Annotated in this window: 24 protein-coding genes, 3 pseudogenes and 2 riboswitches; of the genes and pseudogenes, 13 read left to right on the forward strand and 14 right to left on the reverse strand. The window is 64.5% G+C overall.

From position 1 onward, the window contains the following. A complete protein-coding gene (locus tag M0765_RS12065) occupies positions 1-1,011 on the reverse strand; it encodes a zinc-binding alcohol dehydrogenase family protein (protein ID WP_258503883.1) in 1,011 nt (336 codons plus the stop codon). Between the two features lie 86 nt (positions 1,012-1,097). Between M0765_RS12065 and M0765_RS12070 the strand changes: the two genes are divergently transcribed. Beyond that, the gene (locus M0765_RS12070) at positions 1,098-2,009 is read left to right on the forward strand and encodes a LysR family transcriptional regulator (RefSeq protein WP_258503884.1); all 912 of its coding nucleotides are present in this window, start codon (positions 1,098-1,100) and stop codon (positions 2,007-2,009) included. Here M0765_RS12070 and M0765_RS12075 read toward each other — a convergent pair. Beyond that, on the reverse strand, positions 2,006-2,803 hold the full coding sequence (locus M0765_RS12075; RefSeq protein WP_258503885.1) for an SDR family oxidoreductase: 798 nt from the start codon (positions 2,801-2,803) through the stop codon (positions 2,006-2,008). The genes M0765_RS12070 and M0765_RS12075 overlap by 4 nt on opposite strands. A gap of 90 nt (positions 2,804-2,893) precedes the next feature. Between M0765_RS12075 and M0765_RS12080 the strand changes: the two genes are divergently transcribed. After that, on the forward strand, positions 2,894-3,721 hold the full coding sequence (locus M0765_RS12080) for a creatininase family protein (protein WP_258503886.1): 828 nt from the start codon (positions 2,894-2,896) through the stop codon (positions 3,719-3,721). 327 nt (positions 3,722-4,048) lie between these two features. Here the strand turns inward: M0765_RS12080 and M0765_RS12085 are convergent, their stop codons facing one another. The 10 genes and pseudogenes from M0765_RS12085 to M0765_RS12130 all read right to left on the reverse strand — a co-directional run bounded on the left by M0765_RS12085 (position 4,049) and on the right by M0765_RS12130 (position 12,102). Next, the gene (locus M0765_RS12085; RefSeq protein ID WP_258503887.1) at positions 4,049-5,026 is read right to left on the reverse strand and encodes a threonine dehydratase; all 978 of its coding nucleotides are present in this window, start codon (positions 5,024-5,026) and stop codon (positions 4,049-4,051) included. A gap of 9 nt (positions 5,027-5,035) precedes the next feature. After that, entirely contained in the window at positions 5,036-5,668 is a 633-nt protein-coding gene (locus M0765_RS12090) for a LysE family translocator (RefSeq protein WP_258503888.1), read from the reverse strand. A 22-nt stretch (positions 5,669-5,690) separates the two neighbouring features. After that, positions 5,691-6,365, reverse strand: a pseudogene (locus M0765_RS12095) (VOC family protein); the annotation flags it as partial. Between the two features lie 12 nt (positions 6,366-6,377). Then, positions 6,378-7,301, reverse strand: coding sequence for a PhzF family phenazine biosynthesis protein (locus tag M0765_RS12100; protein ID WP_258503889.1), 924 nt, complete (start codon positions 7,299-7,301; stop codon positions 6,378-6,380). Between the two features lie 4 nt (positions 7,302-7,305). After that, the gene (locus tag M0765_RS12105; protein ID WP_258503890.1) at positions 7,306-7,947 is read right to left on the reverse strand and encodes a glutathione S-transferase family protein; all 642 of its coding nucleotides are present in this window, start codon (positions 7,945-7,947) and stop codon (positions 7,306-7,308) included. A 5-nt stretch (positions 7,948-7,952) separates the two neighbouring features. Then, positions 7,953-8,627 (reverse strand): LysE family translocator, encoded by a 675-nt coding sequence (locus M0765_RS12110; RefSeq protein WP_258503891.1) that lies wholly within the window; start codon positions 8,625-8,627, stop codon positions 7,953-7,955. Positions 8,628-8,648: 21 nt separating this feature from the next. After that, positions 8,649-9,275, reverse strand: coding sequence for a DJ-1/PfpI family protein (locus tag M0765_RS12115; protein WP_258503892.1), 627 nt, complete (start codon positions 9,273-9,275; stop codon positions 8,649-8,651). A gap of 33 nt (positions 9,276-9,308) precedes the next feature. Continuing rightward, positions 9,309-10,511, reverse strand: coding sequence for an aminotransferase-like domain-containing protein (locus M0765_RS12120; protein WP_258503893.1), 1,203 nt, complete (start codon positions 10,509-10,511; stop codon positions 9,309-9,311). A gap of 38 nt (positions 10,512-10,549) precedes the next feature. Continuing rightward, entirely contained in the window at positions 10,550-11,506 is a 957-nt protein-coding gene (locus tag M0765_RS12125) for a DMT family transporter (RefSeq protein WP_258503894.1), read from the reverse strand. Beyond that, positions 11,503-12,102 (reverse strand): LysE family translocator, encoded by a 600-nt coding sequence (locus M0765_RS12130; RefSeq protein ID WP_258503895.1) that lies wholly within the window; start codon positions 12,100-12,102, stop codon positions 11,503-11,505. Before M0765_RS12130 ends, M0765_RS12125 begins: the two co-directional genes overlap by 4 nt. A gap of 103 nt (positions 12,103-12,205) precedes the next feature. On the opposite strand from M0765_RS12130, the gene M0765_RS12135 reads away from it, so the two are divergent. The 3 genes from M0765_RS12135 (at position 12,206) to M0765_RS12145 (ending at position 15,731) form a co-directional block, all read left to right on the forward strand. Further along, complete coding sequence (locus M0765_RS12135; RefSeq protein WP_258503896.1) at positions 12,206-13,621, forward strand: aminotransferase-like domain-containing protein; 1,416 nt, start codon at positions 12,206-12,208, stop codon at positions 13,619-13,621. A 97-nt stretch (positions 13,622-13,718) separates the two neighbouring features. After that, positions 13,719-14,405 (forward strand): PhaM family polyhydroxyalkanoate granule multifunctional regulatory protein, encoded by a 687-nt coding sequence (locus M0765_RS12140; RefSeq protein WP_258503897.1) that lies wholly within the window; start codon positions 13,719-13,721, stop codon positions 14,403-14,405. 45 nt (positions 14,406-14,450) lie between these two features. Beyond that, on the forward strand, positions 14,451-15,731 hold the full coding sequence (locus M0765_RS12145; protein WP_258503898.1) for an FIST signal transduction protein: 1,281 nt from the start codon (positions 14,451-14,453) through the stop codon (positions 15,729-15,731). A 17-nt stretch (positions 15,732-15,748) separates the two neighbouring features. Here M0765_RS12145 and M0765_RS12150 read toward each other — a convergent pair whose 3' ends face one another. Beyond that, positions 15,749-17,050, reverse strand: a complete 1,302-nt coding sequence (locus M0765_RS12150; RefSeq protein ID WP_258503899.1) for a D-amino acid dehydrogenase — start codon at positions 17,048-17,050, stop codon at positions 15,749-15,751. A gap of 91 nt (positions 17,051-17,141) precedes the next feature. Beyond that, positions 17,142-17,247: riboswitch (glycine riboswitch) on the reverse strand. Positions 17,248-17,281: 34 nt separating this feature from the next. After that, positions 17,282-17,381: riboswitch (glycine riboswitch) on the reverse strand. Between the two features lie 93 nt (positions 17,382-17,474). On the opposite strand from M0765_RS12150, the pseudogene rfbB reads away from it, so the two are divergent. The 8 genes and pseudogenes from rfbB to M0765_RS12190 form a co-directional block, all read left to right on the forward strand. Then, positions 17,475-18,556, forward strand: a pseudogene (gene rfbB, locus M0765_RS12155) (dTDP-glucose 4,6-dehydratase). Next, positions 18,553-19,443, forward strand: a complete 891-nt coding sequence (gene rfbD / locus M0765_RS12160) for a dTDP-4-dehydrorhamnose reductase (protein ID WP_258503900.1) — start codon at positions 18,553-18,555, stop codon at positions 19,441-19,443. The pseudogene rfbB and the gene rfbD overlap by 4 nt, the downstream one beginning before the upstream one ends. A gap of 46 nt (positions 19,444-19,489) precedes the next feature. Beyond that, positions 19,490-20,389 (forward strand): glucose-1-phosphate thymidylyltransferase RfbA, encoded by a 900-nt coding sequence (rfbA, locus tag M0765_RS12165; protein WP_258503901.1) that lies wholly within the window; start codon positions 19,490-19,492, stop codon positions 20,387-20,389. Next, complete coding sequence (rfbC, locus tag M0765_RS12170; protein WP_258503902.1) at positions 20,386-20,934, forward strand: dTDP-4-dehydrorhamnose 3,5-epimerase; 549 nt, start codon at positions 20,386-20,388, stop codon at positions 20,932-20,934. The genes rfbA and rfbC overlap by 4 nt, the downstream gene beginning before the upstream one ends. A 116-nt stretch (positions 20,935-21,050) precedes the next feature. Beyond that, entirely contained in the window at positions 21,051-21,296 is a 246-nt protein-coding gene (locus M0765_RS12175) for a hypothetical protein (RefSeq protein ID WP_258503903.1), read from the forward strand. A 4-nt stretch (positions 21,297-21,300) separates the two neighbouring features. Then, positions 21,301-24,261 carry a glycosyltransferase gene (locus M0765_RS12180; protein ID WP_258503904.1) on the forward strand — a complete coding sequence of 987 codons (2,961 nt, stop codon included), beginning with the start codon at positions 21,301-21,303 and terminating at the stop codon, positions 24,259-24,261. Then, complete coding sequence (locus M0765_RS12185; RefSeq protein WP_258503905.1) at positions 24,258-24,827, forward strand: hypothetical protein; 570 nt, start codon at positions 24,258-24,260, stop codon at positions 24,825-24,827. Before M0765_RS12180 ends, M0765_RS12185 begins: the two co-directional genes overlap by 4 nt. A 14-nt stretch (positions 24,828-24,841) precedes the next feature. Continuing rightward, positions 24,842-25,372 (forward strand): annotated as a pseudogene (locus M0765_RS12190) (glycosyltransferase family 4 protein); the annotation flags it as partial. 93 nt (positions 25,373-25,465) lie between these two features. Here the strand turns inward: M0765_RS12190 and gmd are convergent. After that, a complete protein-coding gene (gmd, locus tag M0765_RS12195; protein WP_258503907.1) occupies positions 25,466-26,503 on the reverse strand; it encodes a GDP-mannose 4,6-dehydratase in 1,038 nt (345 codons plus the stop codon). Positions 26,504-26,604 lie beyond the last annotated feature (101 nt).

The following is a 26,604-nucleotide window of genomic DNA, read 5'->3' on the forward strand; positions in this document are numbered from 1 at the left end:
TCAGAACCCCGCGAGCACCACCTTGCCCTGCGCGGTGCCGCTTTCGATCAGCGCATGCGCCTTGCGGAGGTTGGCCGCGTTGATGGTGCCGAAGCTCGCGTTCGCCGTGGTGCGGATGCGGCCCGCGTCGACCAACGCCGCCACCTCGGCCAGCAGCGCGCCCTGCTCGGCGATGTCCGGTGTTTCGAAGCGCGAACGCGTGAACATCATTTCCCAGTGCAGCGAGATGCACTTGGTCTTGAGCGGCATCGCGTCGAGCGTCGGCAAGTCGTCGATCACCGCCAGCTGGCCCTGGGGCTTGAGGCTTTCGATGATCTGCGCGTAGTGCTGGCCGGTTTGCGTGAGGCTGGCGACCATGTCGACTTCGCCGATGCCCGCGGCCTTGAGCTCGGTTGCAAGCGGCTTCGAATGGTCGATGACCGCGTGCGCGCCCAGTGCCAGGCACCACGCCCGCGTCTCGGCGCGCGAAGCCGTGGCCACCACGCGCAGTTGCGTGAGCTGGCGCGCGAGCTGGATCAGGATCGAACCGACGCCGCCGGCGCCGCCGGTGACGAGCAGCGTCTGCCCGGCGCCGCCGCCCTTCGGCACCTTGAGGCGATCGAACAGCAGTTCGTAGGCGGTGATGGTGGTCAGCGGCAACGCGGCAGCCTGTGCGTCGTCGAGGCTCTTGGGTGCAAGGGCCGCAATGCGCTCGTCGACGGCGTGCAGTTCCGCATTGGTGCCGGGCCGGACGATCGAACCGGCGTAGTACACGCGGTCGCCGACCTTGAAATTCTTCACCCCGGCGCCGATGGCCTCGACCGTGCCCGCGGCGTCCCAGCCCAGCACCTTGGCGTGGCCGGCTTCGGGCGCCATGTTCTTGCGCACCTTGGTGTCGACCGGATTGACCGAGACGGCCTTGACGCGCACCAGCAGGTCGCGCGGGCCGACCGCGGGCGTGGGCAATTCGATGTCCTGCAGCGACTCGGGGTTGTCGATGGCAAGGGATTGGTAGTAACCGATGGCTTTCATGTCGAAGGACCTTTCTTGAACGATGGCTCGACTGTAGGATGGCAAATGGAAATTGATAAGACGGCCTGTTGAAGCAACACCTTCAAATGAAAATTGAAAATATCTCGGACCTGCAGGTGCTGGTGCAGACCGCGCGCGGCGGCACCCTGACGGCAGCCGCCCATGCGCTGGGCATGACGCCCGCTGCCGCCAGCGCCACGCTCAAGCGGCTGGAAACACAGCTGGGCGCGCGGCTGTTCGAGCGATCGACCCGCGCCATGCGCCTGACATCCCAGGGCCAGACGCTGCTCGACTACGCCGTTCGCGCCTTCGAGCTGCTGGACGAGGGCGAATCGCTGGTCACGGCCGACCGTGGTGAGCTCGTTGGCACCTTGCGTGTGGCGGCTCCCTCGGACCTTACGCGCAGCACGCTGCTGCCCTGGTTCGACGAGTTCCTGGCGCTGCACCCGGGCGTGCAGCTGTCGCTTTCGGTCGGCGACCGGCTGCTCGACGTGACCCGCGACGAGGTCGACGTGGCGCTGCGCTACGGTGCGCTGGCCGATTCACGGCTTGTGGCGCGACCCTTTGCGCTCACCAACCCGCTGCTCACCGCATCGCCCGGCTACCTGCGCCGCCATGCCGCGCCCAAGACGCCGCATGACCTGCTGCACCACAACTGCCTGACCTTCGACCGCGGCGGGCGCCGCCACCGCACCTGGCGTTTTGCACAGAACGGGCAATGGACCGAAGTGCGCGTGAAGGGCGACCGCAGCGTGGACGACGCCTCGCTCGCGCGCGAGTGGGCTGTGGCCGGGCGGGGCATCGTGCTGAAGTCGGCGCTCGACGTGCGGGACGACCTGCGCAAGGGCACGCTGGTGCGCCTGCTGCCCGAGTGGGAGACCGAGCCCTATCCGCTGCACGCACTGCTGCCGAGCGGGCGCTTTGTGCCGGCGCGCGTGCGGGCGCTGGTGGATTTTCTGGCTGCCAAGTTCGACGCGCTCGCGCCGATGCCCGGCTAGATCATCGGCGTGACGGCGCCGTCCATCGCCACGATGGCGCCGGTGATGTAGCTCGCCTTCGGCGACGCGAGGAACACGACCGCGTTCGCAATTTCTTCGGGCGCCGCAATGCGCCCGAGCGGCAGCCTTGCCTTGGCGCGCTGCAGCGCCTCATCGCTGCCGATGCCTTGCAGCTTTGCGTCCGCCTTCAGGCCCTCCTGCAGCCGTTCGGTCAGCGTGAGGCCCGGGTTCACCGCATTCACACGCACGCCCTTGGCCGCATAGGCCGAAGCCATGCCGGCACTCACCAGCATGAGCGCCGCATTGGCCGCACCGCCCGCCATGTGGACGGGGCTCGCCACCTTGCCGCCCTGGCCGATCACGTTGACGATGGCGCCGCTCCCGCGCTGGCCCATTCGCTTGACCACCGGATCGATCATGTGGATGTAGGTGAAGTACTTGGCGTCCATGGCGTCGTGCCAGGCGGCGGCATTCAGCTCGTCCGGCGGCGTGCGGCGTGCAGCACCGGCGGAATTGACCAGCACGTCGACCGGGCCGAAGGCCTGCTCGGCGGCGTCGAGCGCGGCCACGGCACCGGCGGGGTCCTTGAGGTCGGCGGCATGCACAGAGACACGGCCTTCGGCCTGTGCGAACGACTCGACCAGCGTCTTGCGCCCCTGCTCCAGGTTCTGCAGGTCGCGCGACACAAGGCTCACGCGCGCGCCCTCGCGCAAGAAGCCCAGCGCGCAGGCCAGGCCGATGCCCTTGCTGCCGCCGGTGATGAGAACGTGCCGGTCCTGGAGCTGGAGATCCATGTGAGAGTCCTTGACTTGAATCGTGAATAGAGAAAGAAGGCCACGCGGCGCGGGGTCGCGTGGATTGAATCACCGCTCTAAGATCGGCGGATGAATGCATCCTCGGTATCCCTGCCCCGCTACTGGTCTCAACTGACGACGCGCGACTTTGCCGCGCTCGATGTGGCAGCCACCGTGGCGGTGCTGCCGCTCGGCGCAACCGAGCAACACGGGCCGCACCTGCCCTTGGGCGTGGACACCGTGCTGGCCGACGGCATCGTTGCCGCGTCGCTGCCGCTGCTGCCGGCCGATCTTCCGGTGCTGTTCTTGCCAACGCAGCAGATCGGCCTGAGCCCCGAGCACGCGCGCTTTGCGGGCACGCTCACGCTGTCGGCCGAAACCGTGATCCGCATGTGGAAGGAAATCGGCGCCGGCGTGGCGCGCGCCGGCGTGAAGAAGCTGGTGCTGTTCAACGCGCACGGCGGCCATGTGGGCGCTATGGACATCGTGGCGCGCGAGCTGCGCGCGGAACACGGCCTCATCGTCTACAGCGTGAGCTGGTTCAACCTTCCGCTGGGCGATGCGGGCGCGCAGTTCGGCGCCGGCGAGCATCGCTTCGGCGTGCATGCGGGCGATATCGAAACCTCGATGATGCTGGCGCTTGCGCCGCAGCAGGTGCGCATGGACGAGGCGAAGAACTTCCGCTCCACCTCCGAGCAGCGCGCAGCGGACTATGCGATTCTCGGCAACGGCAAGAGCGCGAAGCTCGGCTGGGCCATGGAGGACTACAACCCGCAAGGCGCGGCGGGCAATGCGGCCGCGGCGACTGCTGCGCGCGGGCAGGCTGTTGTCGATGCGGCTGCGGAGCAGTTGGCGTTGTTGTTGGCTGAGGTGTCTCGGCTGCCGTTGGATACGGCCAATACTGGGCCGCTGCCTTAGTCATTGGTTCGCTTGCTTGGCTGCCTTGTTCAGGGCGGCGCACCCGCCGACGGGGTACCTTTCTCCGCGAATGTCCCCCGGCCTGCGGCCTCCTCCTTTATTTCGCTGCGCAAGGCACCCCGCCAGCGGGTGCGTATTCAGAGCGGTCGTCGATCAGCGATACACCAGCAGCGTGCCCAAGTGCACAGGGCATCGGGTGCTCCCCGCAGCGAAATAAAGGAGGAGGGGCGCAGCCCCGGGGGACATTCGCGGAGGGGGAGTACCCGGTGGCCTTTGCACGCGCCCTGAACAACAGCGCCCCCACACACGCAACCTAAACCGCACCTCCTAGGCCTTCGCGCCACCCCGCCCCAGCACCCCCGCGAACATCTCCGAATCGACATTGCCACCGCTCACGCTGATGCCGACCGTCTTGCCGCGCCAGCGCTCCTGCTGCTGCAACGCCCCCGCGAGCGCCGCAGCGCCCGCGCCCTCTGCGACGTTGTGCGTGTCGCTGAAGAGAATGCGCATGGCCTCGGCAACCTCGTCGTCGGTGACGGTGATCACGTCGTCGGCCTCGCGCAGAATCACCTCCACCGACTCGGCCACCGGTGTGCGGCAGGCCATGCCGTCGGCGAGCCGAGTGCTGACGGGAGACTCGATGGGCTTCCCCGCGCGGAAGGAGTCGCGGTAGGCCGTGGCATGGGCTGAGACCACGCCGATGAGCCTGGTCGACACGCCGCAATGCGCCCGCGCCGCAGCCGCTGCGGCAAAGCCGGAACCGAGGCCGATTGGCACGAAGAGCACGTCGGGCGGGGCGTTCTTCAGTGCGCTGAAGAATTCGACATACGCAGTAGACACGCCGCGCACCAGCTCGCGGTGAAAAGATGGGACCCGATGCATGCCGTCTCGCTCGGCAAGCATGGCGGCATGCTCCGCCGCCGCCTGAAAGTCTTCGCCATGCTCGACCAGCTGTACGCCCAGCGCGCGCATTGCGGCGTTTTTCTCGAGCGAGTTGCCGTGCGGCACCACGATGGTGGCTGCGAGGCCGTGGCGCCGCGCCGCAAAGCCGACCGACTGGCCGTGGTTTCCGCGCGTGGCGCTGATGGCATGGCGCACGTCGGGCTGCTCGCGCGCCAGGGTTTCGAAGTAGGTCAGCCCGCCGCGAATCTTGAAGGCGCCGGCTGGCGTATGGTTTTCATGTTTGGCCCATACCGTGGCGCCGAGGCGTTGCGCGAGCAGCGGCCATGCGTACTGCGGCGTGGGCGGCATGGCGGCGCCGACGGTGCGCTGCGCGGATTCGATTTCTTCGCGGGTGAATCTCACGAGCTGCCTTTATTTGCGTTCCGTCAGCGCGACCCGCACCGCCAGCGCCGCCAGCACGCTGCCCATGATGTAGCGCTGCGCGCGCAGCCAGCCGGCACTTTGCGACAGCACGGCCGTGATGCTCGCAGCGCCCAGGATCATGACGGTGTTGACTGCCGCGCTGCTGGCGATTTGCGCGACGCCCAGCTGCATGCTCTGCAGCAGCACCGAGCCGCGCTCGGGGTGGATGAACTGCGGAAAGAACGACAGGTAGAACATCGCGACCTTGGGGTTCAGCAGGTTGGTGAGAAAGCCCATGCGGAACAACTTGCCGGGCCGGTCGGCCGGCAGCGCGCGTGCCTCGAACGGCGCATTGCCGCCGGGCTTGACCGCCTGCCATGCAAGCCACAGCAGATAGGCCGCGCCGGCGAGGCGAATGGCGTCGAATGCGAGCGGCACGGCCAGCAGCAGTGCGGTGAGCCCGAGCGCTGCGGCAAACAGGTGCACCAGAAACGCCAGCAGAACGCCGCCGAGCGAGATGAGCCCCGCGCGGCGCCCCTGGATGAGCGTGCGCGACACGCAATAGATCATGTTCGGCCCAGGCGTGAGCGCGAGCAACACAGCGGCGAGCCCAAACCAGGCGATTTCGGTCAAGGTCAGCATGACGGTCAGAGTCCTTCGGATTGAGCGTGACCGGGCCGCGCGGCGTGTCGAGCACGGCGACGAGGTTGGGCGCGCCGGGCTGCACGGCCATGCCGGCCATGCCGATGGTGGACAGCGCTGCGGCCAGGTCGGCCGCGCGCGGGTGGGTGGCCTGCAGCGATCGCAGCGCCAGGCCGGAGGCGGGCATGGCATCGGTCGGATGGACCGGGCCCCACTGGATCAGCGTGGGCAGCGCGCCGTAGAAGAGCCGCTGGCCGTCGTCGCGCACGGTGATCTGCCATTCGAGCCGGCCGGCGGGTGTGTCGCGCGAGGCTTCGAGCAGGTGGCCGCGATCGATGTGCGCGCGCTCGTCGTGCGCCAGCGCCTGCAGCGTCGCATGCGCATTGGGCACCCGCGCAACGAAGTGAACCAGCCGCGGTCCGCGCCGCACGAGGCCTGCCTGCAGCACGGCATCGTCCAGGTCGAACCAGCGGCGCGTGCCGGGGCGCGAAGGCCGCTTGCCGGGTTCGATGGCAATGATTTCCAGGTACGCCTGCGGAAACGCCTCGCTCGCGATGTTCAGCAGCCGGTTGTGCGTGCCCATCAGCGGATGCGCGCCGCCGGGGCCGGGCGTCACGCCCAGGATGGCTTCGCACCACGCCACGCCTTCGGCCAGCGAGGCGGCGGCGATCACCAGGTGGTCGAGTTGCGCGGTCATGGTGCCTTGCCCCTACAACGTGACCTGGCCGTCGATGCAGGTCACGGCATCGCCGCCGACCCACACCACGCCGTCGCTGTCGCGCTCGATGTACACGCGCCCGGCGCGGCCGAGGCACTGGCCCTGTGCGGCCACGTAGCGCGCGGGCATGTGCCCGTCGGCAATCAGCCATTCGGCAAGGCCGGCGTTGAGGCTGCCGGTGACGGGGTCTTCTTCGACGCCGATGGGCGCTGCGAAAGCGCGCACCTCCAGGTCGATCTTCTGGCCGTCGCCTTCTGCGGCCTGAGCCTTGCCGCCGAAGGCGCGCGCCTCGCGGTTCGAACGGCCGATGAGCATCGACGAGCCCTCTGCCGCGGGCACGCCAGCCACGCCGGCCTTGACGCCCAGCTCCTTGAGCAAGCGATGGTCGGGCACGAGCCGCAGCACGGTGTCCGCATCGCTGAGCAGCAGGCCGAACCAGACCGGCCCGTTGTCCAGCACCTGCGCCGCAACGATCTGCTGCGCCTTCAGGCCCAGCGCGCCCGCCACCTTGGCCAGCAGCGTGGGGCTGGGCGCACTGCGCTTGAGCGGCGGGGCCGAGAAAGCCAGGCGCTCGCCTTCGAGGCGCAGCGGCACGAGGCCGGCTGCGCACTGCTGCACCACACGGCCCGCCGCCTTGGGCTTGCCGCCGGCCTGCAGCCAGGCATGGCAGCTGCCGATGGTCGGGTGGCCCGCGAAAGGCAGCTCGCCGTCCGGCGTGAAGATACGCACGCGGTAGTCGGCCGCGGGCTCGGTCGGCGGCAGCAGGAAGGTGGTTTCCGACAGGTTGGTCCACTGCGCAAAGCGCTGCATGGCGGCGTCGTCCAGGCCGGAGCCGTCGAGCACCACGGCAAGCGGATTGCCGAGGTAGGGCGTTGCGGTGAAGACGTCGACTTGTTTGAACGGGCGGGGTTTCATGGTGTCATTCGAGCGGGAGGTCGAGCACGCCGCGCGTGCCCGGACGGGAGAGGAGTTCGCCGTACCAGCGTTCGAGGTTCGGCCAGCTGGGGCGCTGGTATTCGGCCGGCGGCAGGCCGAACCAGCGGTGCGCTTCGCAGCCGATGGGGATGTCGGCCATGGTGAAGCGGTCGCCGGCCATGAAGGGCTGGCGTGCAAGGTGCGCGTCGAGCATCGCGAACAGGGCTTCGCTCGCGCGCACCGACGCTGCGATGAGCGCGGGTTCGCGCTCGGCCGGCACTGTACGCACCCATTGCACGAAGGCGTCGCGGCTGGCGCGGTTGAGCGTGGTCTGCTGCCAGTCCATCCAGCGTTCGGCGTCGAAGCGCGCGGGCAGGTCGCTCGGGTAGAACTTGCCGTGCGAATGCTTGGCGCACAGGTAGCGCACGATCACGTTCGATTCCCAGAGCGTGACGCGCTCGCTGCCTTCGCCGTCGTCGATGGTGGGCACCATCGCATTCGGGTTGAGCGCCAGGTATTCAGGCGTTTGCACCACGCCGAAACGGCCGCCGGCTTCGGTGCGTTGAAAGTCGAGCCCGAGTTCTTGCGCGCACCAGACGACTTTGCGCACGTTGATCGAACTGATGCGGCCCCAGATGTTGAGCATGGTGTTCAGCTTCCTTGAGCAGGTGTGGCGGACAGGGCAGAAGGCATGGAAGGACGGTCGAGCAGCAGCAGGCGAATTGCCAGGCCGACCATCACCAGCGCCAGCAGGCCGCGCTGGAATCTTTCAGCCCCCGGGCGGCGCTGCAGCCAGCGGCCCACTTGCCCGCTGCATGCGCCGAGCAGCGTGTTGAACGCGAGCGCGGCAGCCGAGAGCATGACGCCGAGCTGCACCAGTTGCAAGGGCACGCTGCCGCGCGCCGGGTCGACGAACTGCGGCAGGAACACCATGAAGAACAGCAGCGCCTTCGGATTGACCAGGTTGTTGAAAAAGGCCATGCGCACGATGCGCCCGAAGGCGGAGGGCTGCGCGCGTGTGCCGCCGGGCAATCCGCCGTTGCTGCTGCGCAGCGATTGCACCGCCAGCCACAGCAGGTACAGCGCGCCCGCATAGCGCAGCAGTTCGAAGGAAGGAGGCCATGCCGCCACCAGCGCGGTGACGCCGGTGGCGGCAAAAAGCGTGTGCACCAGGTCGGCCGACGAAATGCCGAGCGCCGCCGCAAACCCGCCGCGCGGCCCGTGCGCCACGCCGTGCGAGAGCACGAAGGCCATGTTCGGCCCGGGCGACAGGAACAGCGCGAGAACGGCGAGGAGGAATAACGCGAGCGTGGCGAGGCTGATCATGGTGTGAACGGCAATGCGTCTTCAGGCCGTCGCGGTTGCCGCAACCTGCGGGAGGTACGGCTCGATGTTGCGCATGGCCCGTGCCACGTAGTCGTCCTTCTCGCCCACCGGCGCGACATAGTGCAACGCACTCTTCGCAGCCTCGACGCCTTCGCTGCGCGCGATGAGCCAAGCCGCGAGGTACGGCGCCGACAGGCATCCGCCGGCGGTGGCCACATTGCCGCTCGCGAAGAAGGGCTGGTTGAGCACCTCGACGCCGGCCTCCTGCACCCACGGCTTGGTCGTGAGGTCGGTGCATGCGGGCACCGCACCCAGCAGGCCCAGCTTGGCGAGCAGCAGGGTGCCCGAGCATTGCGCGCCGATCAGCTGCCGCTTGGCGTCGAGCCGGCGCAGCACGCTCATGATGGCGGGGTCGCCTGCAATCTCTCGCGTGCGAATGCCGCTGCCGACGAGCACTGCCTCGGCCTCGGCGGCGGCCTCGAGCGTGGAGCTCGCATGCACGGTCACGCCGTTCATCGACGTGACCGTGGCGCTGGGCGCGGACAGGGTCACGCGCCAGCCCGGCTTCTTGATGCGGTTGAGCACGCCGAGCGCCACCAGCGAATCGAGTTCGTTGAAGCCGTCGAAGGTCAGTATCGCAATGTGCATGGTGGTACCTCTCTGTATGGCGCGTATGGCGGCTCAGACCGGTTCGGGCGCGAGCTTGCGTTCGGCCGCTAGCGCCAGTTCTTCGCGCAGCGTCAGGGCCAGCGCGGCGATGGCGACATCGATCTCTTCGACGCTGGCCGTGACGAACGACAGGCGCAGCGTGCGCGGGTCGCCCTGGCCCGCGTAGAACGGCGCGCCCGGAACGAAGGCCACGTTGCGCTCGACCGCCTTGGGCAGCAGCGCCACGGTGTCGATGCCCTCGGGCATGCGCGCCCACAGGAACATGCCGCCCTTGGGTGCGTTGAACTTCACGTCCAGGCCGGCCATCTCGCGCGTGAGCGCGGCGATCATCGCGTCGCGCTGGCGCTTGTAGAGCGCGCGGATCGTGGGCACGTGGCTGTCGAGGAAGTTGTCTTTCATCACCGCCGAAACCATGCGCTGCGTGAAGATGGGCGTGTGCAGGTCGACCGCCTGCTTGGCTTGCAGCAGCTTGGGATAGATGGCCTTTGGCGCGACCAGGAAGCCCAGGCGCAGGCCGGGCGCGAGCACCTTGGAGAACGAGCCCAGGTAGATGCAGCCTTCAGGGTTGCGCGCGGTCAGCGGCAGCGGCGGCGCTTCGTCGAACCACAGTTCGCCGTAGGGGTTGTCCTCGACGATCGGCAGGCCCGCAGCAGCGGCCGCGGCGGAGACTGCGGCGCGGCGCTCTTCGGTCATGGTGCGGCCGGTGGGGTTCTGGAAGTTGGGCAGCAGGTAGATGAAGCGGGCATCCTTCGCCTTGGCCACCAGGTCTTCGACGATCACGCCGTCGTCATCGCTGGCCACGCTCACGGGTTCAGGCTCCATCGGACCGAAAGCCTGCAGCGCGCCAAGGTAGGTGGGGGTTTCGACCAGCACCTTGCTGCCCGGGTCGAGCAGCACCTTGGCGACAAGGTCCAGGCCCTGCTGCGAGCCGGTGGTGATGAGCACTTGTGCGGGATCGACGTTCCACGGCAGCATGTCGGCCACGGCCTGGCGCAGCGGCGCATAGCCTTCGCTCGCGGCGTATTGCAGGGCCGCCTGGCCGTCCTTGTGCAGCAGCTCGGCGCAGGCGTCGGCAAAGGCCTGGATGGGAAAGGTCTTGGGCGAGGGCAGGCCGCCGGCCAGGCTGATGATGCCGGGGCGCTCGGTGACCTTGAGGATTTCGCGCAGCACCGACGGGTTCATCTTGGCGGCGCGGGCGGCGAGTTTCCAGTTCATGGGTTCTTCTTTCAGGCGGGTGAGGTGAGGGGCGAATGTCAGGATTGTTCGGCGCGCGCTGAACGCGGCGAAACGGCAGGAGCGGGCTGCGGCTGGGAGAGGCGCTTGCCGAGCACCACGGTGCAGACCACCGCGCCGGCAAAGCCGAGGGTAACCACATCGAGCGGCTCGCCCAGCAACGGAATGGAGGCCAGTATCGACAAGAAGGGCTGCAGCAGCTGGGTCTGGCTCACACGCAGCGCGCCGCCCATCGCAAGGCCGCGGTACCAGGCGAAGAAGCCGATCCACATCGAGAACACGCCGACATAGACGAAGCCCGCCCAGGCCGTGGTGACGATGGGTTCCTGCGGCCACAAGGCAAATGTGGCCGGCAGGGTGACCGGCAGCGCCATCACGCACACCCAGCAGATCACGCGCTCCGCGCCGAGCGACGGCGTGACCTGCGCGCCGTAGATGTAGCCGAACGAGGCCGCAATCACCGCGCCGACCAGCAGCAGGTCGGCCCATTCGAAACCGAAGCCGTGGCCGTTCTGGCTCGCGCGCAGCAGCGAGAACAGCACGACCAGCACGCTGCCTGCAACGGCGCAGAGCCAGAAGCCGAGCCGCGCGCGCTGGTGCAGCACCAGGGCGGCGACCGCGGCGGTCACCAGCGGCAGCAGCGCGGTGACCACGGCCGCATGGCTGGCCGTGACCACGCGCAAGGCATAGCCCAGCAGCAGCGGATAGCCGATCACATTGCCGAGCACCGCCATGCCGAGCGGCTTCCATTGGTGCGGCGCGGGCCGAGGCGATCGCGTGGCGACCAGGAAGATCGTCGAGAGAACACCGGCCAATGCGGCGCGGCCCAGCGTGACGAACCAGGGCGAAAGCTGCGGCGCGTCTTGCGTGCCGGTGGCCAGCCGCGTCATCGGCAGGGTGACGGCGAAAAGCGCCACGCCGATCACGCCCAGCCACATGCCCAGGGTTTCTTCCTTGACGTTGAACCTGCTGCTCATACGCTCAGCATCCACCAGGCCGTGAGCACCAGCACCATCCCCATCGCGCGGTTGAACCACAGGAGGCGCTTGCCTTTGGACAGCCATTCGCGCAGCAGCGCGCCGACCAGTGCATAAGTGAAGTTGCTGATGAAGGCGTAGATCAGCATCACCGGGGCGACGATGGCGAAGCGCCCGAGCGCATTGGGCTGCCCCGCAATCCAGCCGGCCACCAGCGTGAGCGCGAGCAGCCACGCCTTGATGTTGACGAACTGCAGCATCACGCCCTGTCCGAAGCCGATGTGGAGGCTGGCGCTGTCTGCGCGGCCGAGCGTGGCGCTGCCGCTCAGCTTGTAGGCAAGCCACAGCAGGTAACCCACGCCGAGCGCCTTGATGGCCAGGCGCAGCGATGGCACAGCCACCACCAGGGCCCCGATGCCGGCCGCGCACAGCACCAGCAGCAGCGTCCAGCCCACGGGAACCGCGACCACGAAGCGCATGGCGCGCGGCAAGCCGCCGTTGGCGGCCAGGGCGGTGGAGAGCGTGGTGTTGGGACCGGGCGAGAAACTCATCGCCGTGGCCAGCACCAGCAGCGCGGTGAATTCTTGCCAGTTCATTGCATACACTCTAAACTTTGGGACCATTACAGTTCCAATACAGTTGATCGAACATATTCGAAAACTGTATTGGCCTGCCACTCGACACAGAAGCGCAAGGCCGATGCTGACACGAACCTCCACCCAGTCGCTCACAGGGCAATTGGCCGACCGGCTGGCAGAGCGCATTCGCACCCGGCTGCTGCCGCCCGGCGCGCGCCTGCCCTCGGTGCGCGAATGCGCGCGCCAGCAGGGCGTGAGCCCCTATACGGTGGTGGCAGCTTACGACCAACTGCTGGCGCAGGGCCTGGTCGAGGCGCGCCGGCAGCGCGGCTTCTATGTGCGCGATGCGGCGCCCGCCCCGGAGGGACGCCCGCCCAATGCGGCGCCCATGGTCGCGCAGATGATGGCCTCGCGTGTACCGGCCGACGCGAGTTCGCTCATCCGCAGCATGTTTCATCGGCCGAGCGACAAGCCGCAGCCGGGCATGGGGGTGTTTCCGCCGGACTGGATGTCGTCGACTTTCATGCCGACCGCGGTGCGCCGCATGACCAATACAGCCGCGCTGCAGGAGCTGTCGCTCCAGTACGGTGAACCGTCTGGCGATGCCGCGCTGCGCCGCAGCCTGTCGAACAAGCTCGTGGGCATCAATGTGCCGGCGGCGCCCGACCAGATCGTGACGACGGTCGGCGCCACGCATGCGCTGGACATCGTGAGCCGCACGCTGCTGCGCGCGGGCGATCCGGTCATGGTGGAGGAGCCTGGTTGGGCGCTCGAATTCGCGCGGCTCGAGGCGCTGGGCATGCGCATCCTGCCGGTGCCGCGCCGCGCCGACGGACCCGACCTGGAAGTGATGGCGCAGTACTGCGCGCTGCACAGCCCCAAGCTCTTCGTGAGCGTGAGCGTGCTGCACAACCCGACCGGCTACAGCCTGACGCCGGGCAGCGCGCACCGCGTGCTGAAGCTGGCCAACGAGCACGACTTTCACATCGTCGAGGACGACACCTACAGCCACCTCGCGCCCGAGCACGCCACGCGGCTCAGCGCGCTCGACGGGCTGCAGCGCACCATCTACGTGAGCGGGTTCGCAAAGATCCTCGCGCCCAACTGGCGCATCGGGTTCCTGGCCGCTTCGCCGGAGCTGAAGGAGCGGCTGCTCGAAACCAAGCTGCTGGCCACGCTGACCACGCCCACGCTGTTCGAGCGGGCGCTGTCGTGGTGCATCGACCAGGGGCAACTGCGCCGGCATGCCGATCGCATACGCATCCGGCTCGACGGCGCGCGCAGCCGCGCGGTCAAGCTGGCCATGGCGCACGGCTGCACCTTTGCCTCGGAGCCTGCGGGCCTGTTCGGCTGGGTGGATACTGGCGTGGACACCGACGCGCTCACGCAGCGCATGCTCGACCAGGGCTACCTGCTCGCGCCAGGTTCGCTGTTCCATGCGCGCAGGCCGCCGAGCACGATGATGCGCATCAACTTCGCGACCTCGCAGGACGCCGCATTCTGGAAAGTGTTCAGCAAGGTTCGCGCGGAGCTGTGACAGTCCCGGGCAGGTAAACGCGAGGGCCTCAGGCCCAAATCGCCGGTGCGTTGGAGTAAGCTGGCATCACAAGAAAACCCAACCCGGAGACCCCTGCATGAGCAACGCCAGCCAGCCTTTTGACTTCAGTCAATTCGTCCCCGGATTCGACTTTCTGAAGAATCTCGCAGGCGGTGCCGCCGCCGGATCGGGCGCTGCCACGAGCGCCGTGCCCGGTTTGCCGAGCCTTGCGAGCTGGGTGGCGCCCACGCTCAGCGTGGAAGAGGTCGACAAGCGCATCCAGGAGCTCAAGACAGTGCAATATTGGCTCGAGCAGAACGGCCATGCGCTCAAGGCCACCATCCAGGCGCTCGAGGTGCAGAAGATGACACTTTCGACCTTGCGCGGCATGAACGTGCGGATGGAAGATATCGCGAGCGCGTTCACCAAGCAGGCGGCTCCGGCTGCGCCGGTTGCTGCCCCGCCGGCGGAGCCTGAGCCACAAGTCGAGGCGGAGGAGGAAACGCCGGCACCCGCCAAAAAAGCCCGCAGCAAGCCGGCCTCGGCTGCTTCCGCATCGGGCGGCGACGGTGGCGTGATCGATCCGATGCAATGGTGGGGTTCGCTGACCGAGCAGTTCCAGCAGATTGCGACGTCGGCCCTGCACGACGCGGCTCAGCTCAAGGTGCCCGCACCGGCCGCCGCTCCCGCAGCTTCAAAGCCGGCCGCAAGGAAGGCGACAGCAACCGCCGCCAAAAAGAAGGCGCCGACCGCCGCGCGAAAGCGAACGACCGGACGGCGCTGACGTCATACATACACACATCTTGAAGAGAACGGGTTGGCACGCATCATGAAGTTGTTTCCCTCCGGTCACGCCACCCATCCGCAATGGCGCATGGCGGCCGGCCTTGTGCTGGCCCAGTTGCGCGCCCAGATGGCGCTGCCCGACTACGCGTCGGCGCCGACGCTCGGGCTGCTCTACATCACCGACCACTACGCGTCCGATGCGCAAGACATCCTCGACCACCTGAGCGCCGAGCTTCCGGAGGTGACCGACTGGTCCGGCACCGTCGGCATCGGCGTGTCGGCCAACAATGCCGAATACTTCGACGAGCCCGGCCTGAGCCTGATGCTCTGCGCGCTGCCGAGCGACCAATATCGTGTGTTCTCCGGCGTGGCTCCACTGGGCAACTCGGAAATGAGCGGTTTCGAGGCGCATACGGCGCTGGTGCATGCGGACCCGGCCACCCCCGATCTCACCGAATTGATCGGCGAGATGGCGGGCCGCACCGACACCGGCTATCTGTTCGGCGGCCTCTCGTCAGGCCGTGCGGGCGCCTTGCAGTTTGCGGTCGGCGGCAACGGAAACATCCGCGGCCACGGCGCTGCGGGCGGCGTGTTCTCGGGTGGCTTGTCGGGCGTGGTGTTCGGCGAGGGCGTGCGGCTGGTGTCGCGCGTTACGCAAGGCTGCCAGCCGCTGCGCTCCGGCGCGGGGCGCGAGCGCGAGATCACCGAGGCCGACGGCAACCTGCTGCTCAAGCTCGATGGCGAGCCCGCACTCGACGTGCTGCTGGCCGACCTGCAGGTGTCACTTGAGCGCCCGCAGGAAGCCATCGACGCCGTGCGCGCCACCCTGGTGGGCCTGGCGGATGCGGGCAGCGACGGCATCCGCCGCACCGGCGACCTGGGCGCCGACGTGCTGGTGCGCCACATCATCGGGCTGGACCCGACGCGGCGCGGCATCGCCATTGCCGACGTGGCCGAGGCCGGCATGCGCCTGACCTTTTGTCGGCGCAATGCACAGGCCGCACGCGCCGACCTGATGCGCATCTGCGCGGAAATCCGCGAAGAACTGGAGCCCGAAGAACAGACCCTGGCCACCGCGCGCGCGGTGGCGGCCGGGGAGGCCGAAGCAGCGCCGCACCCGGCGCGCCGCATCGCGGGTGCCGTGTACGTGAGCTGCTCGGGGCGCGGCGGGCCACACTTCGGCGCACCGGGCGCCGAGTTGCAGATCGTGCGGCACGCGCTGGGCGACGTGCCGCTGGTCGGTTTCTTTGCGGCGGGGGAGATTGCCCGGCACCACTTGTATGGGTATACGGGGGTGTTGACGGTGTTTACCGGCAACGACTGACCGCCGCCACGGCCAGATCAGGCCGGCTGGAGCAGGCGCGCTGCTGGCGTAGGCATGCCGGCAAACGCAAAATCGACTTCGGGTGCAAGCCCGCTCACGATCCGCGCCACCGACTTGCCCGAGCCGCACGCATGCGTCCAGCCGAGCGTGCCGTGCCCGGTGTTCAGGTACAGGTTGGGCAGCTTCGTCTTGCCGATCAAAGGCACATTGCTCGGCGTCGCGGGGCGCAGGCCGGTCCAGAACTGCGCCTGCGTGGTGTCGCCGGCGCCGGGGAAGAGCTGTTCAACGCGCCGCACGATCGCTTCGCAGCGCACGCGGTTCAAGTCGCGGTCGTAGCCATTGAGCTCGGCCGTGCCGGCAATGCGCAGGCGGTCGCCGGAGGCCGACGTATAGCGCGAGAACACCAGCTTGAACTCGTCGTCGGTCAGCGAAACCTGGTGCGCCTTCGTCGCGTCTTTGACTGGCAGCGTGACCGAATAGCCTTTGGCCGGATAGATCGGCAGGCGAATGCCCAGCGGCGCGGCATACAGCGGACTCAATGAGCCCATCGCAAGCACGAAGGCGTCGCCGCGAATGCGTTGGAAGCGGCCTTCGCTGTCGGTAGCTTCCACGTGGTCGATGCTGCCGCCCGCTTCGCGCAGCGCAGTCACCGTGTGGCTCATGAGGAACTTCACGCCGGCTGCTGTCGCAAGGCGTGCCATTTCGCGTGCGAAGAGGTTGGCGTCGCCGGATTCGTCTTCTGCCGTGTAAGTGGCGCCGGCCAATTGCGAACGGATGTGGGCCAGGGCGGGCTCGATCTTCACTGCCTCATCCGCGGAGATGACTTGCCGTTCGCAGCCGAGTGCGCGCATCTGCTCGGCGGGCGCAAGAGCGCTGTCGAACTCTTTCTGCGTCGTATAGAAGTGCAGGATGCCTTGCGTGCGCTGGTCGTAGGCGATGCCGGTGTCGCGCCGCAATTGCTGCAGCACTTCGCGGCTGTAGGTGCCCAGGCGCACGATCTGCTCGATGTTGTGCTTCGTGCGGCCGGGGGTGCATTCGCGCAGGAACTGCAAGCCCCAGAGCCATTGGCGCATGTCCGCGCGAATGCGAAAGAGCAGCGGGGCGTCTTCCTTGCCCAACCACTGCAGCACCTTGAGCGGTGCGCTCGGATTGGCCCAGGGTTCGGCATGGCTGACGGAGATCTGCCCGCCGTTGGCAAAACTGGTCTCGGCGGCGGGGGTGGCCTGCCGGTCGATGACGGTTACTTCGTGGCCGAGTTGCTGGAGGTAGTAAGCCGAGGTCACGCCGAGCAAGCCGGCGCCAAGAACGATCACGCGCATTTCAAGTACCTTTGAGGTTGAAGCGCTTGAACCGCGGGCGAGGTTGCTATCGAATAAATAGCAAACAACCGGACGACCACCGTCACAAGTTGCCGCTCCCCCTGTCCTCGGTACCTGAGAGATTCACCCGCTGCGCCCGCAACGGGTTTGCTCCTTCGGTGCATCACGCAAGGTGATGGCTCTCCAGACGGCGTGTCAGTTGGTGCAGTACATGCCACGAAACTCTTTGAAAGAACTTCAACGGTTTCGTTCGGCCGACCTGAGCGTTTATGGGAGTTTGCGCCTTCGGTGGAGTAGTAAAAAGAACTACTCGCTCTCCTGCATTAACGCCATTGTAGGCTGGGACCGCGAAGAGCCGACCATGGATTTTTGACAATTCGACCAATGGGATAATTGTCATTGATTCGAAACTTCGGGGAGACTCATGATCCTGGTAACCGGCGGCGCGGGCTTCATTGGCGCCAACTTCGTACTCGACTGGCTGGCGCAGAGCAACGAGTCCATCGTGAATCTCGACAAGCTGACCTATGCGGGCAACCTCGAGACGCTCGGCTCGCTCAACGGCAACCCGAACCACATCTTCGTGCAGGGCGACATCGGCGACAGCGCTTTGGTCGATCGCCTGTTGGCCGAGCACAAGCCACGCGCTATCGTGAATTTTGCCGCGGAATCGCACGTGGATCGCTCTATCCATGGCCCCGAAGACTTCGTGCAAACCAACGTGCTCGGCACCTTTCGCCTGCTCGAGTCGGTGCGCGGCTACTGGAGCGCACTGCCGGCTGAGCAAAAGTCTGCCTTCCGCTTCCTTCACGTGTCGACCGACGAGGTCTACGGCTCGCTCTCCAAGACCGACCCCGCCTTTACCGAAGAGAACAAGTACGAGCCCAACAGCCCCTACTCAGCCAGCAAGGCCGCCAGCGACCATCTCGTGCGCGCCTGGCACCACACCTACGGCCTGCCGGTGGTCACCACCAACTGCTCCAACAACTACGGGCCGTTCCACTTCCCCGAGAAGCTCATCCCCTGATGATCGTCAACGCCCTGGCTGGCAAGCCCTTGCCGGTGTACGGCGACGGCATGCAGGTGCGCGACTGGCTCTATGTGAAGGACCACTGCAGCGCCATTCGCCGCGTGCTCGAGGCCGGCAAGCTCGGCGAGACGTACAACGTCGGTGGCTGGAACGAGAAGCCCAACATCGAGATCGTGAACACCGTGTGCGCGCTGCTCGACGAACTGCGCCCGCGCGCCGATGGCAAACCGTACAAGGAACAGATCAGCTACGTTACCGACCGCCCCGGCCACGACCGGCGCTACGCGATCGATGCACGCAAGCTGGAGCGTGAGCTGGGCTGGAAGCCCGCCGAAACCTTCGACACCGGCATCCGCAAGACCGTCGAGTGGTACCTCGCGAACGCCGAATGGGTGCGCAACGTGCAAAGCGGCGCGTACCGCGCATGGGTCGAGAAGCAATACGACGCCGCACCCGCGGCCAAGGCCACCGCATGAAGCTGCTGCTGCTGGGCAAGGGCGGACAGGTCGGCTGGGAGTTGCAGCGCAGCCTCGCGCCGCTGGGCGAACTGGTGGCGCTCGATTTCGACAGCACCGACTTCAACGCCGACTTCAGCCGTCCCGACCAGTTGGCCGAGACTGTGCTCAAGGTGCGGCCTGACGTGATCGTCAATGCCGCGGCTCACACGGCCGTGGACAAAGCCGAGAGCGAGCCCGACTTCGCGCGCAAGCTCAACGCCACTTCGCCCGGCGTGGTGGCCGAAGCCGCCGGGCAGATCGGTGCACTCATGGTGCATTACTCCACCGACTACGTGTTCGATGGCAGCGGCAGCAAGCCTTGGCAAGAAGACGATGCCACCGGCCCACTCAGTGTGTATGGCCGCACCAAGCTCGAAGGCGAACAGTTGGTGGCCAAGCACTGCGCCAAGCACCTGATCTTTCGCACCAGCTGGGTGTTTGCCGCGCGCGGCGGCAACTTCGCCAAGACCATGTTGCGGCTTGCCAAGGAGCGCGACAAGCTGACCGTCATCGACGACCAATTTGGCGCCCCGACAGGTGCCGAACTGCTGGCCGATGTCACGGCGCATGCGATTCGTGCCACTTTGCAAGACCCTTCCAAAGCCGGCCTGTATCACGCGGTGGCCGGCGGCGAGACCACCTGGTGCGGCTATGCACGCTTTGTGCTTGAGCAGGCGCGCCAAGCCGGCGTAGAGCTCAAGGCCGGCCCCGAACAGGTCGAAGCCGTACCCACGAGTGCCTTCCCCACGCCCGCTACGCGGCCGGCCAATTCGCGCCTCGATACGCGCAAGCTGCAATCCACCTTTGGCCTGGTGCTGCCGCACTGGCAACAAGGCGTCGCCCGCATGCTGCGCGAGACCCTTTGAACGCGCGTTGCCTAGTAAGCAGAGAAAGCAAGAAAGAAATACAACGATGACCACGAAGACCACGCAACGCAAGGGCATCATCCTGGCCGGCGGCTCGGGCACCCGGCTGCATCCCGCCACGCTCGCGCTCAGCAAACAGCTGTTGCCGGTGTACGACAAGCCGATGATCTATTACCCGCTCAGCACGCTGATGCTCGGCGGCATGCGCGACATCCTGATCATCAGCACGCCGCAGGACACCCCGCGCTTCCAGCAGCTGCTGGGCGACGGCAGCCAATGGGGCATCAACTTGCAGTACGCGGTGCAGCCCAGTCCCGACGGGCTCGCGCAGGCCTTCATCATCGGCGACAAGTTCGTCGGCAATTCGCCGAGCGCGCTGGTGCTGGGCGACAACATCTTCTATGGCCACGACTTTGCGCACCTGCTGGCCGATGCCGATGCGAAATCGGCGGGCGCCACGGTGTTCGCCTATCACGTGCACGACCCAGAGCGCTACGGCGTTGTGGCCTTTGATGCACAAGGCAAGGCCAGCAGCATCGAAGAAAAACCGGCCAAGCCCAAGAGCAGCTACGCCGTGACGGGCCTTTATTTCTACGACAACCAGGTCGTCGACATCGCCAAGGCCGTGAAGCCCAGCGCGCGCGGCGAGCTGGAAATTACCGCGGTCAACCAGGCCTACCTGGACCTCGATCAACTCAACGTGCAGATCATGCAGCGCGGCTATGCGTGGCTGGATACCGGCACGCACGAGAGCTTGCTCGAAGCAGGGCAGTTCATCGCAACGCTCGAGCATCGGCAGGGGCTGAAAATCGCGTGCCCTGAAGAGATCGCCTGGCGCAATGGGTTCATCGACCGGGAGCAGTTGGCAAAGCTCGCAGCGCCATTGCAGAAAAATGGCTACGGCAAATATCTGAATCATCTGCTGGCCGAGGAGGTGCGCTCATGAAGGCGACGCCAACCGCGATCCCCGAGGTGCTGATCATCGAACCCAAGGTGTTTGGCGATGCGCGAGGCTTCTTCTATGAAAGCTTCAACAGCAAGGCATTCGACGAGGCGGTCGGGCGGCATATAGAGTTCGTGCAGGACAACCATTCGCGCTCTGCCAAAGGCGTGCTGCGGGGGCTGCATTACCAGATCCAGCAGCCGCAAGGAAAGCTGGTGCGTGTGGTGCGAGGCGCCGTGTTTGACGTGGCCGTGGATATTCGCAAGTCATCGCCGACCTTCGGTAAATGGGTGGGCGAGGAGCTCAGCGAGGACAACCACAAGCAGCTATGGATCCCGGCAGGATTCGCGCACGGTTTTCTGGTGCTGAGCGAAACGGCCGAGTTTTTGTACAAGACTACGGACTACTACGCGCCGGCGCACGAGCGATGCATTGTCTGGAATGACACCGTCTTGAATATCCAATGGCCAGACCTTGAGATCGCGCCGAAGCTATCGATAAAAGACGAGGCAGGTTCTGTCTTCGCCAGCGCAGAAGTATTCAATTGACAGCTGACCAACATTCGACGCGGATCGAGCTACAGATTCCTGAATACTTTGGGTTGGCCGATAGCCGAAGCCAGTCCGCCTGCTGCGACCGTTAATTCTTGTGCTCGGACGCAGGCGTGGCCATTGTTTCTGTCGGCCAACCCGTCAGAGATGCTCTGGCAGGTCCGCTTGTAGGCGGTGAGAACATCTTGGTTCCGAACATGCTCGCTGTGGTCAGCGAGAAGCGCAGGAAAGCCGTTGCTGGCTTGATGCGCGCGAGCGTTTTGCAAGCAAATCAGAGAAAGTCTCGCTTCTTTGAGCCCGGTCCGACACAGACGCTTTCTGCGAGCGACGCTTTGGCTGAGCGGCGCATCAATAAATAACCATATGGCACGCAGCACACTCGCAACACTCTATTCCACTCATCAAGGCAAGCTCTCGGACAAATGGTCGAGCTATATCTCTATCTATGAGCGACTGTTTTCGGAGCTGAAAATTAAGCCCTTGCGAATTCTGGAGATCGGTATTCAGAACGGCGGGTCTCTGGAAATCTGGGCCGAGTATTTTCCGCACGCCACGTATATCGTTGGATGCGACATCAACGAGGCATGCCGAGAGCTGACTTACGATGACCACCGCATACATGTCGTTGTGGGTGACGCAAACACTGATCAGGTCGAGGACGCTGTCGTTTCTTATTCACAAAAATTCGATCTCGTCATCGATGACGGCTCGCACCGGTCCAGTGACATCATCCGTTCCTTCGAGCGCTACTTTTCGCGCCTTGAGGACGGAGGCTTGTTCGTCGTCGAGGATCTGCATTGCTCTTATTGGGCCGAATTTGAGGGCGGCTTGTTCAGTCCGACGTCCTCAGTGGCATTTTTCAAGCGGCTTGCAGATGTCGTCAACCATGAGCACTGGGGCGTTCCCGACGCGCGGACCGCGCTACTCGAATCGTTCGCCAAAACCTACGGCGTTGCATTCGACGAAAAGGTGCTTGCCCATATCCACGCGGTCGAGTTTTTGAACTCGGTTTGTGTGATTCGCAAGAAGATGCCGGCCGATAACCGACTTGGTACGCGTGTGATTTCGGGGCAGGGAGTGATCGTGGATGCGGGCCCCCTCGCATTGCGCGGCTCTGGTCCGCCGCAGTTCGACCAATCAGGAAATGCCTGGTCGAAGCTTAAGCCCCTGCCGGAAGATGAACTTGCGGGCTTGCGTGTTTCGGCGCGAGACCTCGAAGCAGCTCTGGCGGTACGCACCGCTGAGTTGCGCGACGCCCGCAAGGCGGCTCTCTACGCAGATATTCGATCCAATGTTGTGCAGAGTCACGTCCATCAACTGCGGGGAAGGTTGAGCGAGGGCGCAAGGGAGGCGCAGCAGCTCTTTGAGGCGCTTCAAACCCTTCGCACGCATACGAGCACGCTTGAGAGCGTGTTGAACCTCCGTCAGTCGCAAGTTGACGAAATATTTAAATCCACGAGTTGGCGCGTCACCAAGCCTCTTCGCTGGGTTGGTCTTCAAAAGAGGCGGGTCGCTCGTGCAGCCAAGCTGCTGCCGGCGCTCTCTCAACGTGCCGGTGGGTTCTCGAATTTGGCCCGCCGGGGTGTTCAGGTGCTGAGCCAGTCTGGTCTGCGCGGCCTGCGCAACTCCATTCGCGCCGTTGAAGAGGAAGAACTCGGGTTGAAGAGCTCGCCAGCACCCGACACGTTCACTTCGGGAACTGATCCATTCGAGGATATTGCTCGCCAGATCTACGCCAGTCAGCAAGCGGAGCTTGCCCCTCGCGAGATCCTTGAATCCATCAGCAGATTCGAACAAAAGCCGATGATCTCCGTGATCATGCCGGTCTATAAAACTCCAGTGCAATGGTTGGCTCGCGCCATCGAGTCGCTGCAAGAGCAGTTCTATGACAACTGGGAGCTGTGTGCCGTGGACGATTGTTCGCCGACGGCCGATCAACGAAAAGTCCTTGAGCAATATGCAAGGAACGATCCTCGCGTGCGCTATCGCGTGCTCGAGAGGAACAGCGGCATCGCTGCGGCGTCCAATGCCGGACTCGAGATGGCACAGGGCAAATTCATCGCATTGCTGGATCACGACGATGAACTGCCGGGAGACGCGCTCTTCTGGGTCGTGGATGCCATCAACAAGAACCCGCGTGTCGACTTCATCTACACCGACGAATGCAAGATAGACGATACATCGGAGCGCCGACTTTCCGATTTCATATTCAAACCGGATTGGTCGCCGGAGATCTTGTTCAACTCCATGTTGACCGGGCATTTGACGGTCTACAAGAAGGACGCAGTCGATGCGCTGGGAGGCTTCCGAAGCCAATTTAACTTCTCGCAGGATTACGATCTTGCCTTGCGCATGGCCGAAGTAGCTCGAGAGATCGTGCACGTTGAGCGGGTGCTCTATCTCTGGCGCTCGATTCCGGGCTCTGCGGCAAGCGGCGGAAAGGATTTTGCACGCGAGTCCAACATTGCAGCGCTGGACGATGCGCTTGTCCGGCGTGGCATCCAAGGAAAGGCGAAACCTCTTCCCCACGTCAATTATGTCGAGGTCGCGGTGCCGAAGACCGTCAAGGTGTCTATCGTCATTCCTTCGGATTCATTCAAGAACCTCAAACTTGCGTTGAATGCGATCTTGGGGAAAACCGACTATCCAAACTACGAAGTGGTGGTCGTCTGCAATGGGCCGCTGGCCGAACAGCTCGAAGACGAATTCCGCAGTTCGCCACATATTGTCTTTCTGCCCTACAACAAGAAGTACAACTTCTCCGACAAGTGCAATGAAGGCGCGCGCGCCGCCACTGGAGAGATCGTGGTTTTTTACAACGACGATGTATTTCCCGCCCAATCCGACTGGATCGAAAAGCTCATCGAGTACCTTTCGATATCGGGTGTCGGAGGTGTTTCGCCTAAGTTGCTCCACGAGGACGAGACCATTCAATATGCGGGCATGATCTCGGGGACGCCAGGTCTTTGCGGTACTGCATACAACAATCTCCCTAGAGAAGCGACCGACTCATTCCTGTCCATGCACAAGTACGTGCGCAATGTGTCCATCCTGTCGGGCGCGTGCTGCGCGCTCAAGACTGAAGTGTTTTGGCGCATCGGCGGTTTTGATCCAATCAACACGCCCGATGGCCACTCGGACATGGATCTGAGCTACAAGCTGCTGGATGCGGGGTATCGCTGCGTCTACACGCCGCATGCTGTTCTGTATCACATCGGGAATCATTCCTGGGGTGCAAAGGCTGTCAAATACAAGGCGGACATCTACGCGTTAAAGCGATGGGGGCGTACCTTTCGAAAGATCCGAATTTCACGGATTCGATGAAGAAGGTGCTTTACCGCGATTTTCGGTTCGACTACAAGATTTTTGCGTCGCATATCGATGCAAGTGCCACCTACACGGGACCCGACGTCCTGTTCGTGTCGCACGAGCTTTCGCTGACCGGCGCCCCGCGCATGCTTTTGTGCGCAGCGGTCGCGGTGCTGCGAAGTGGGGGTTTTCCCGTCGTAGTGGCACCTGAAGATGGTCCAATGCGAAGGGAGTTGGAGCAGGCGGGCGTGGTGGTGATTGTGGATGAATCACTTTGCGAAGGGCATTTCCTGTTCGAGCGTTTCGCAAGGAATTTTGATGCGGTGGTGGTGAATACGATGGCTGTGAGCGCTGTCGTCCGCCAAGTTGAAGCCATCGACGATCTCGACGTGATCTGGTGGCTGCACGAAGGGCAGGCGCTTCAAGCAGCATTGGAAGCAGAGCCGGGAATCGACAGAACGCGCGTGCGGCTGCTTTGTGTCAGCGAATACGCTCGCGGTTACCTGCCGGCCGATTTTCGAGCCGATGTGCTCTATAACGGAATTCCGGATCGCAGCGGCGAGGTTCAAAAAAGCCTTTAGCGGACCGCTGCACCTTTGTGCTTGCGGGAACGATAGAGCATCGCAAAGGACAGGACTTGTTCGTTGACGCCATTCTTCTGCTGCCAGAGGATGTGCGTGCTTCCTGCCAGTTCCTGTTGACTGGCAAGCTCTCCGAGCAAAATCTGCCTTTCTGGTCAAGTGTGCGCGAGCGAATGGGAACTGTGCCGGAGATCGAATATCTAGGCCTGTTGAGCCATGGCGAATTGCTTGGTTTGCTGGCTGGCGTCGATGCTGTTGTCTGCTGCTCTCGTGACGAGGCCTTTTCGCTCGTGGTCGTTGAAGCTGCGATGCTGGCTAAGCCGTCAATCATCAATCCGAACGTCGGTGTCGCAGAGATACTGGAGCACAAGAAATCCTGCCTTCTCTTTGAGGCAGAGAATGCAGTTTCATTGGCCGAACAAATGCTGACCGTTTTCCATGATCGAGCCCGAATGTCCGATCTCGGGCTTGAAGCGCGCAAGGTCTATGAAGAAAGATTCACTATCGATCGCTTCTCGGAAGAGTTTCTTCGACTCGTGAGATAAAACTTCATTGAGCAAACAACCGGACCACACTGGCCTTGGCACGCCAGCGAAAGTAAATCGCAACTCCTTCTCGGCGCCGACGTAGCAGAATCTTCAAAACGACGTGCTTTGGGCATTCCGCCGAAGATCGGCATCCACCATCATCTGGCAGAGCTGTTCGAGCGTGGTGGCAGGCGCCCACCCAAGTTTAGCCTTGGCCTTGGCGGGATTGCCGATCAGAAGCTCCACCTCGGCCGGGCGATGGAATTTCGGATTGATGCGCATCACGGTCTTGCTCGTCGCCGTTTCGACCGCAGACTCTGCTTCGCCGGAGCCCCTGAACTCGATCGCCATCCCAGCGGCCTTGAACGCCATACGGACGAAGTCACGCACAGTTTCTGTGCGGTTTGTTGCCAGCACGTAGGTATCGGGTTCCTCCGCCTGCAGCATGCGCCACATTCCTTCGACATACTCTTTCGCGAAGCCCCAATCGCGCTTGGCGTCAAGATTGCCGAGCTCCAGTACGTCCATCTTGCCCAGCTTGATTTTTGCGACGCCATCGGTGATCTTGCGGGTCACGAATTCCCGGCCACGCAAGGGGCTCTCGTGATTGAAAAGAATGCCGCTGCAACCGAAGATGCCGTAGCTCTCCCGGTAGTTGATGGTCATCCAGTGCGCATAGAGCTTTGCGACACCGTAGGGGCTCCGAGGATAAAAAGGCGTTTCCTCGACTTGGGGAATGGCTTGCACCTTGCCGAACATCTCCGACGTGGAAGCTTGATAGAAGCGGATTTTCGGATTGACCAGACGAATGGCTTCGAGGAGGTGCAGCGCGCCTACGCCCGTGATCTGCGCGGTGGCCACGGGCTGATTGAAACTGACGCCCACGAAACTCTGTGCAGCAAGGTTATAGACCTCGTCCGGCGCGGCGTCGCGAATCAGTGTGATTGAGCTGCCCAGGTCGGTAAGGTCGTACTCGACAAGATGCAGATCGGGGTTTTTTTGAATGCCGAGTTCCTCGATGCGCCAGAAGTTGACGGAACTGGTGCGGCGGTAAGTGCCGTAGACGACGTACCCTTTGGCAAGCAACAGTTCAGCCAAATAGGCGCCGTCTTGACCCGTAATGCCCGTAACCACCGCATGTTTCTTCATGGAAGCCCCTAATTAGAAAAGCGCACAAAGTTCTGCGGCGGAAAGAATTCGCCGCGGCACCACGATTCTGCCAAATCGGCAAATCGAAAGTGCGCAATTCT

Origin of the sequence: Variovorax sp. S12S4 (assembly GCF_023195515.1) — a bacterium.
In the GTDB taxonomy this organism is placed as follows: Bacteria; Pseudomonadota; Gammaproteobacteria; order Burkholderiales; family Burkholderiaceae_C; genus Variovorax.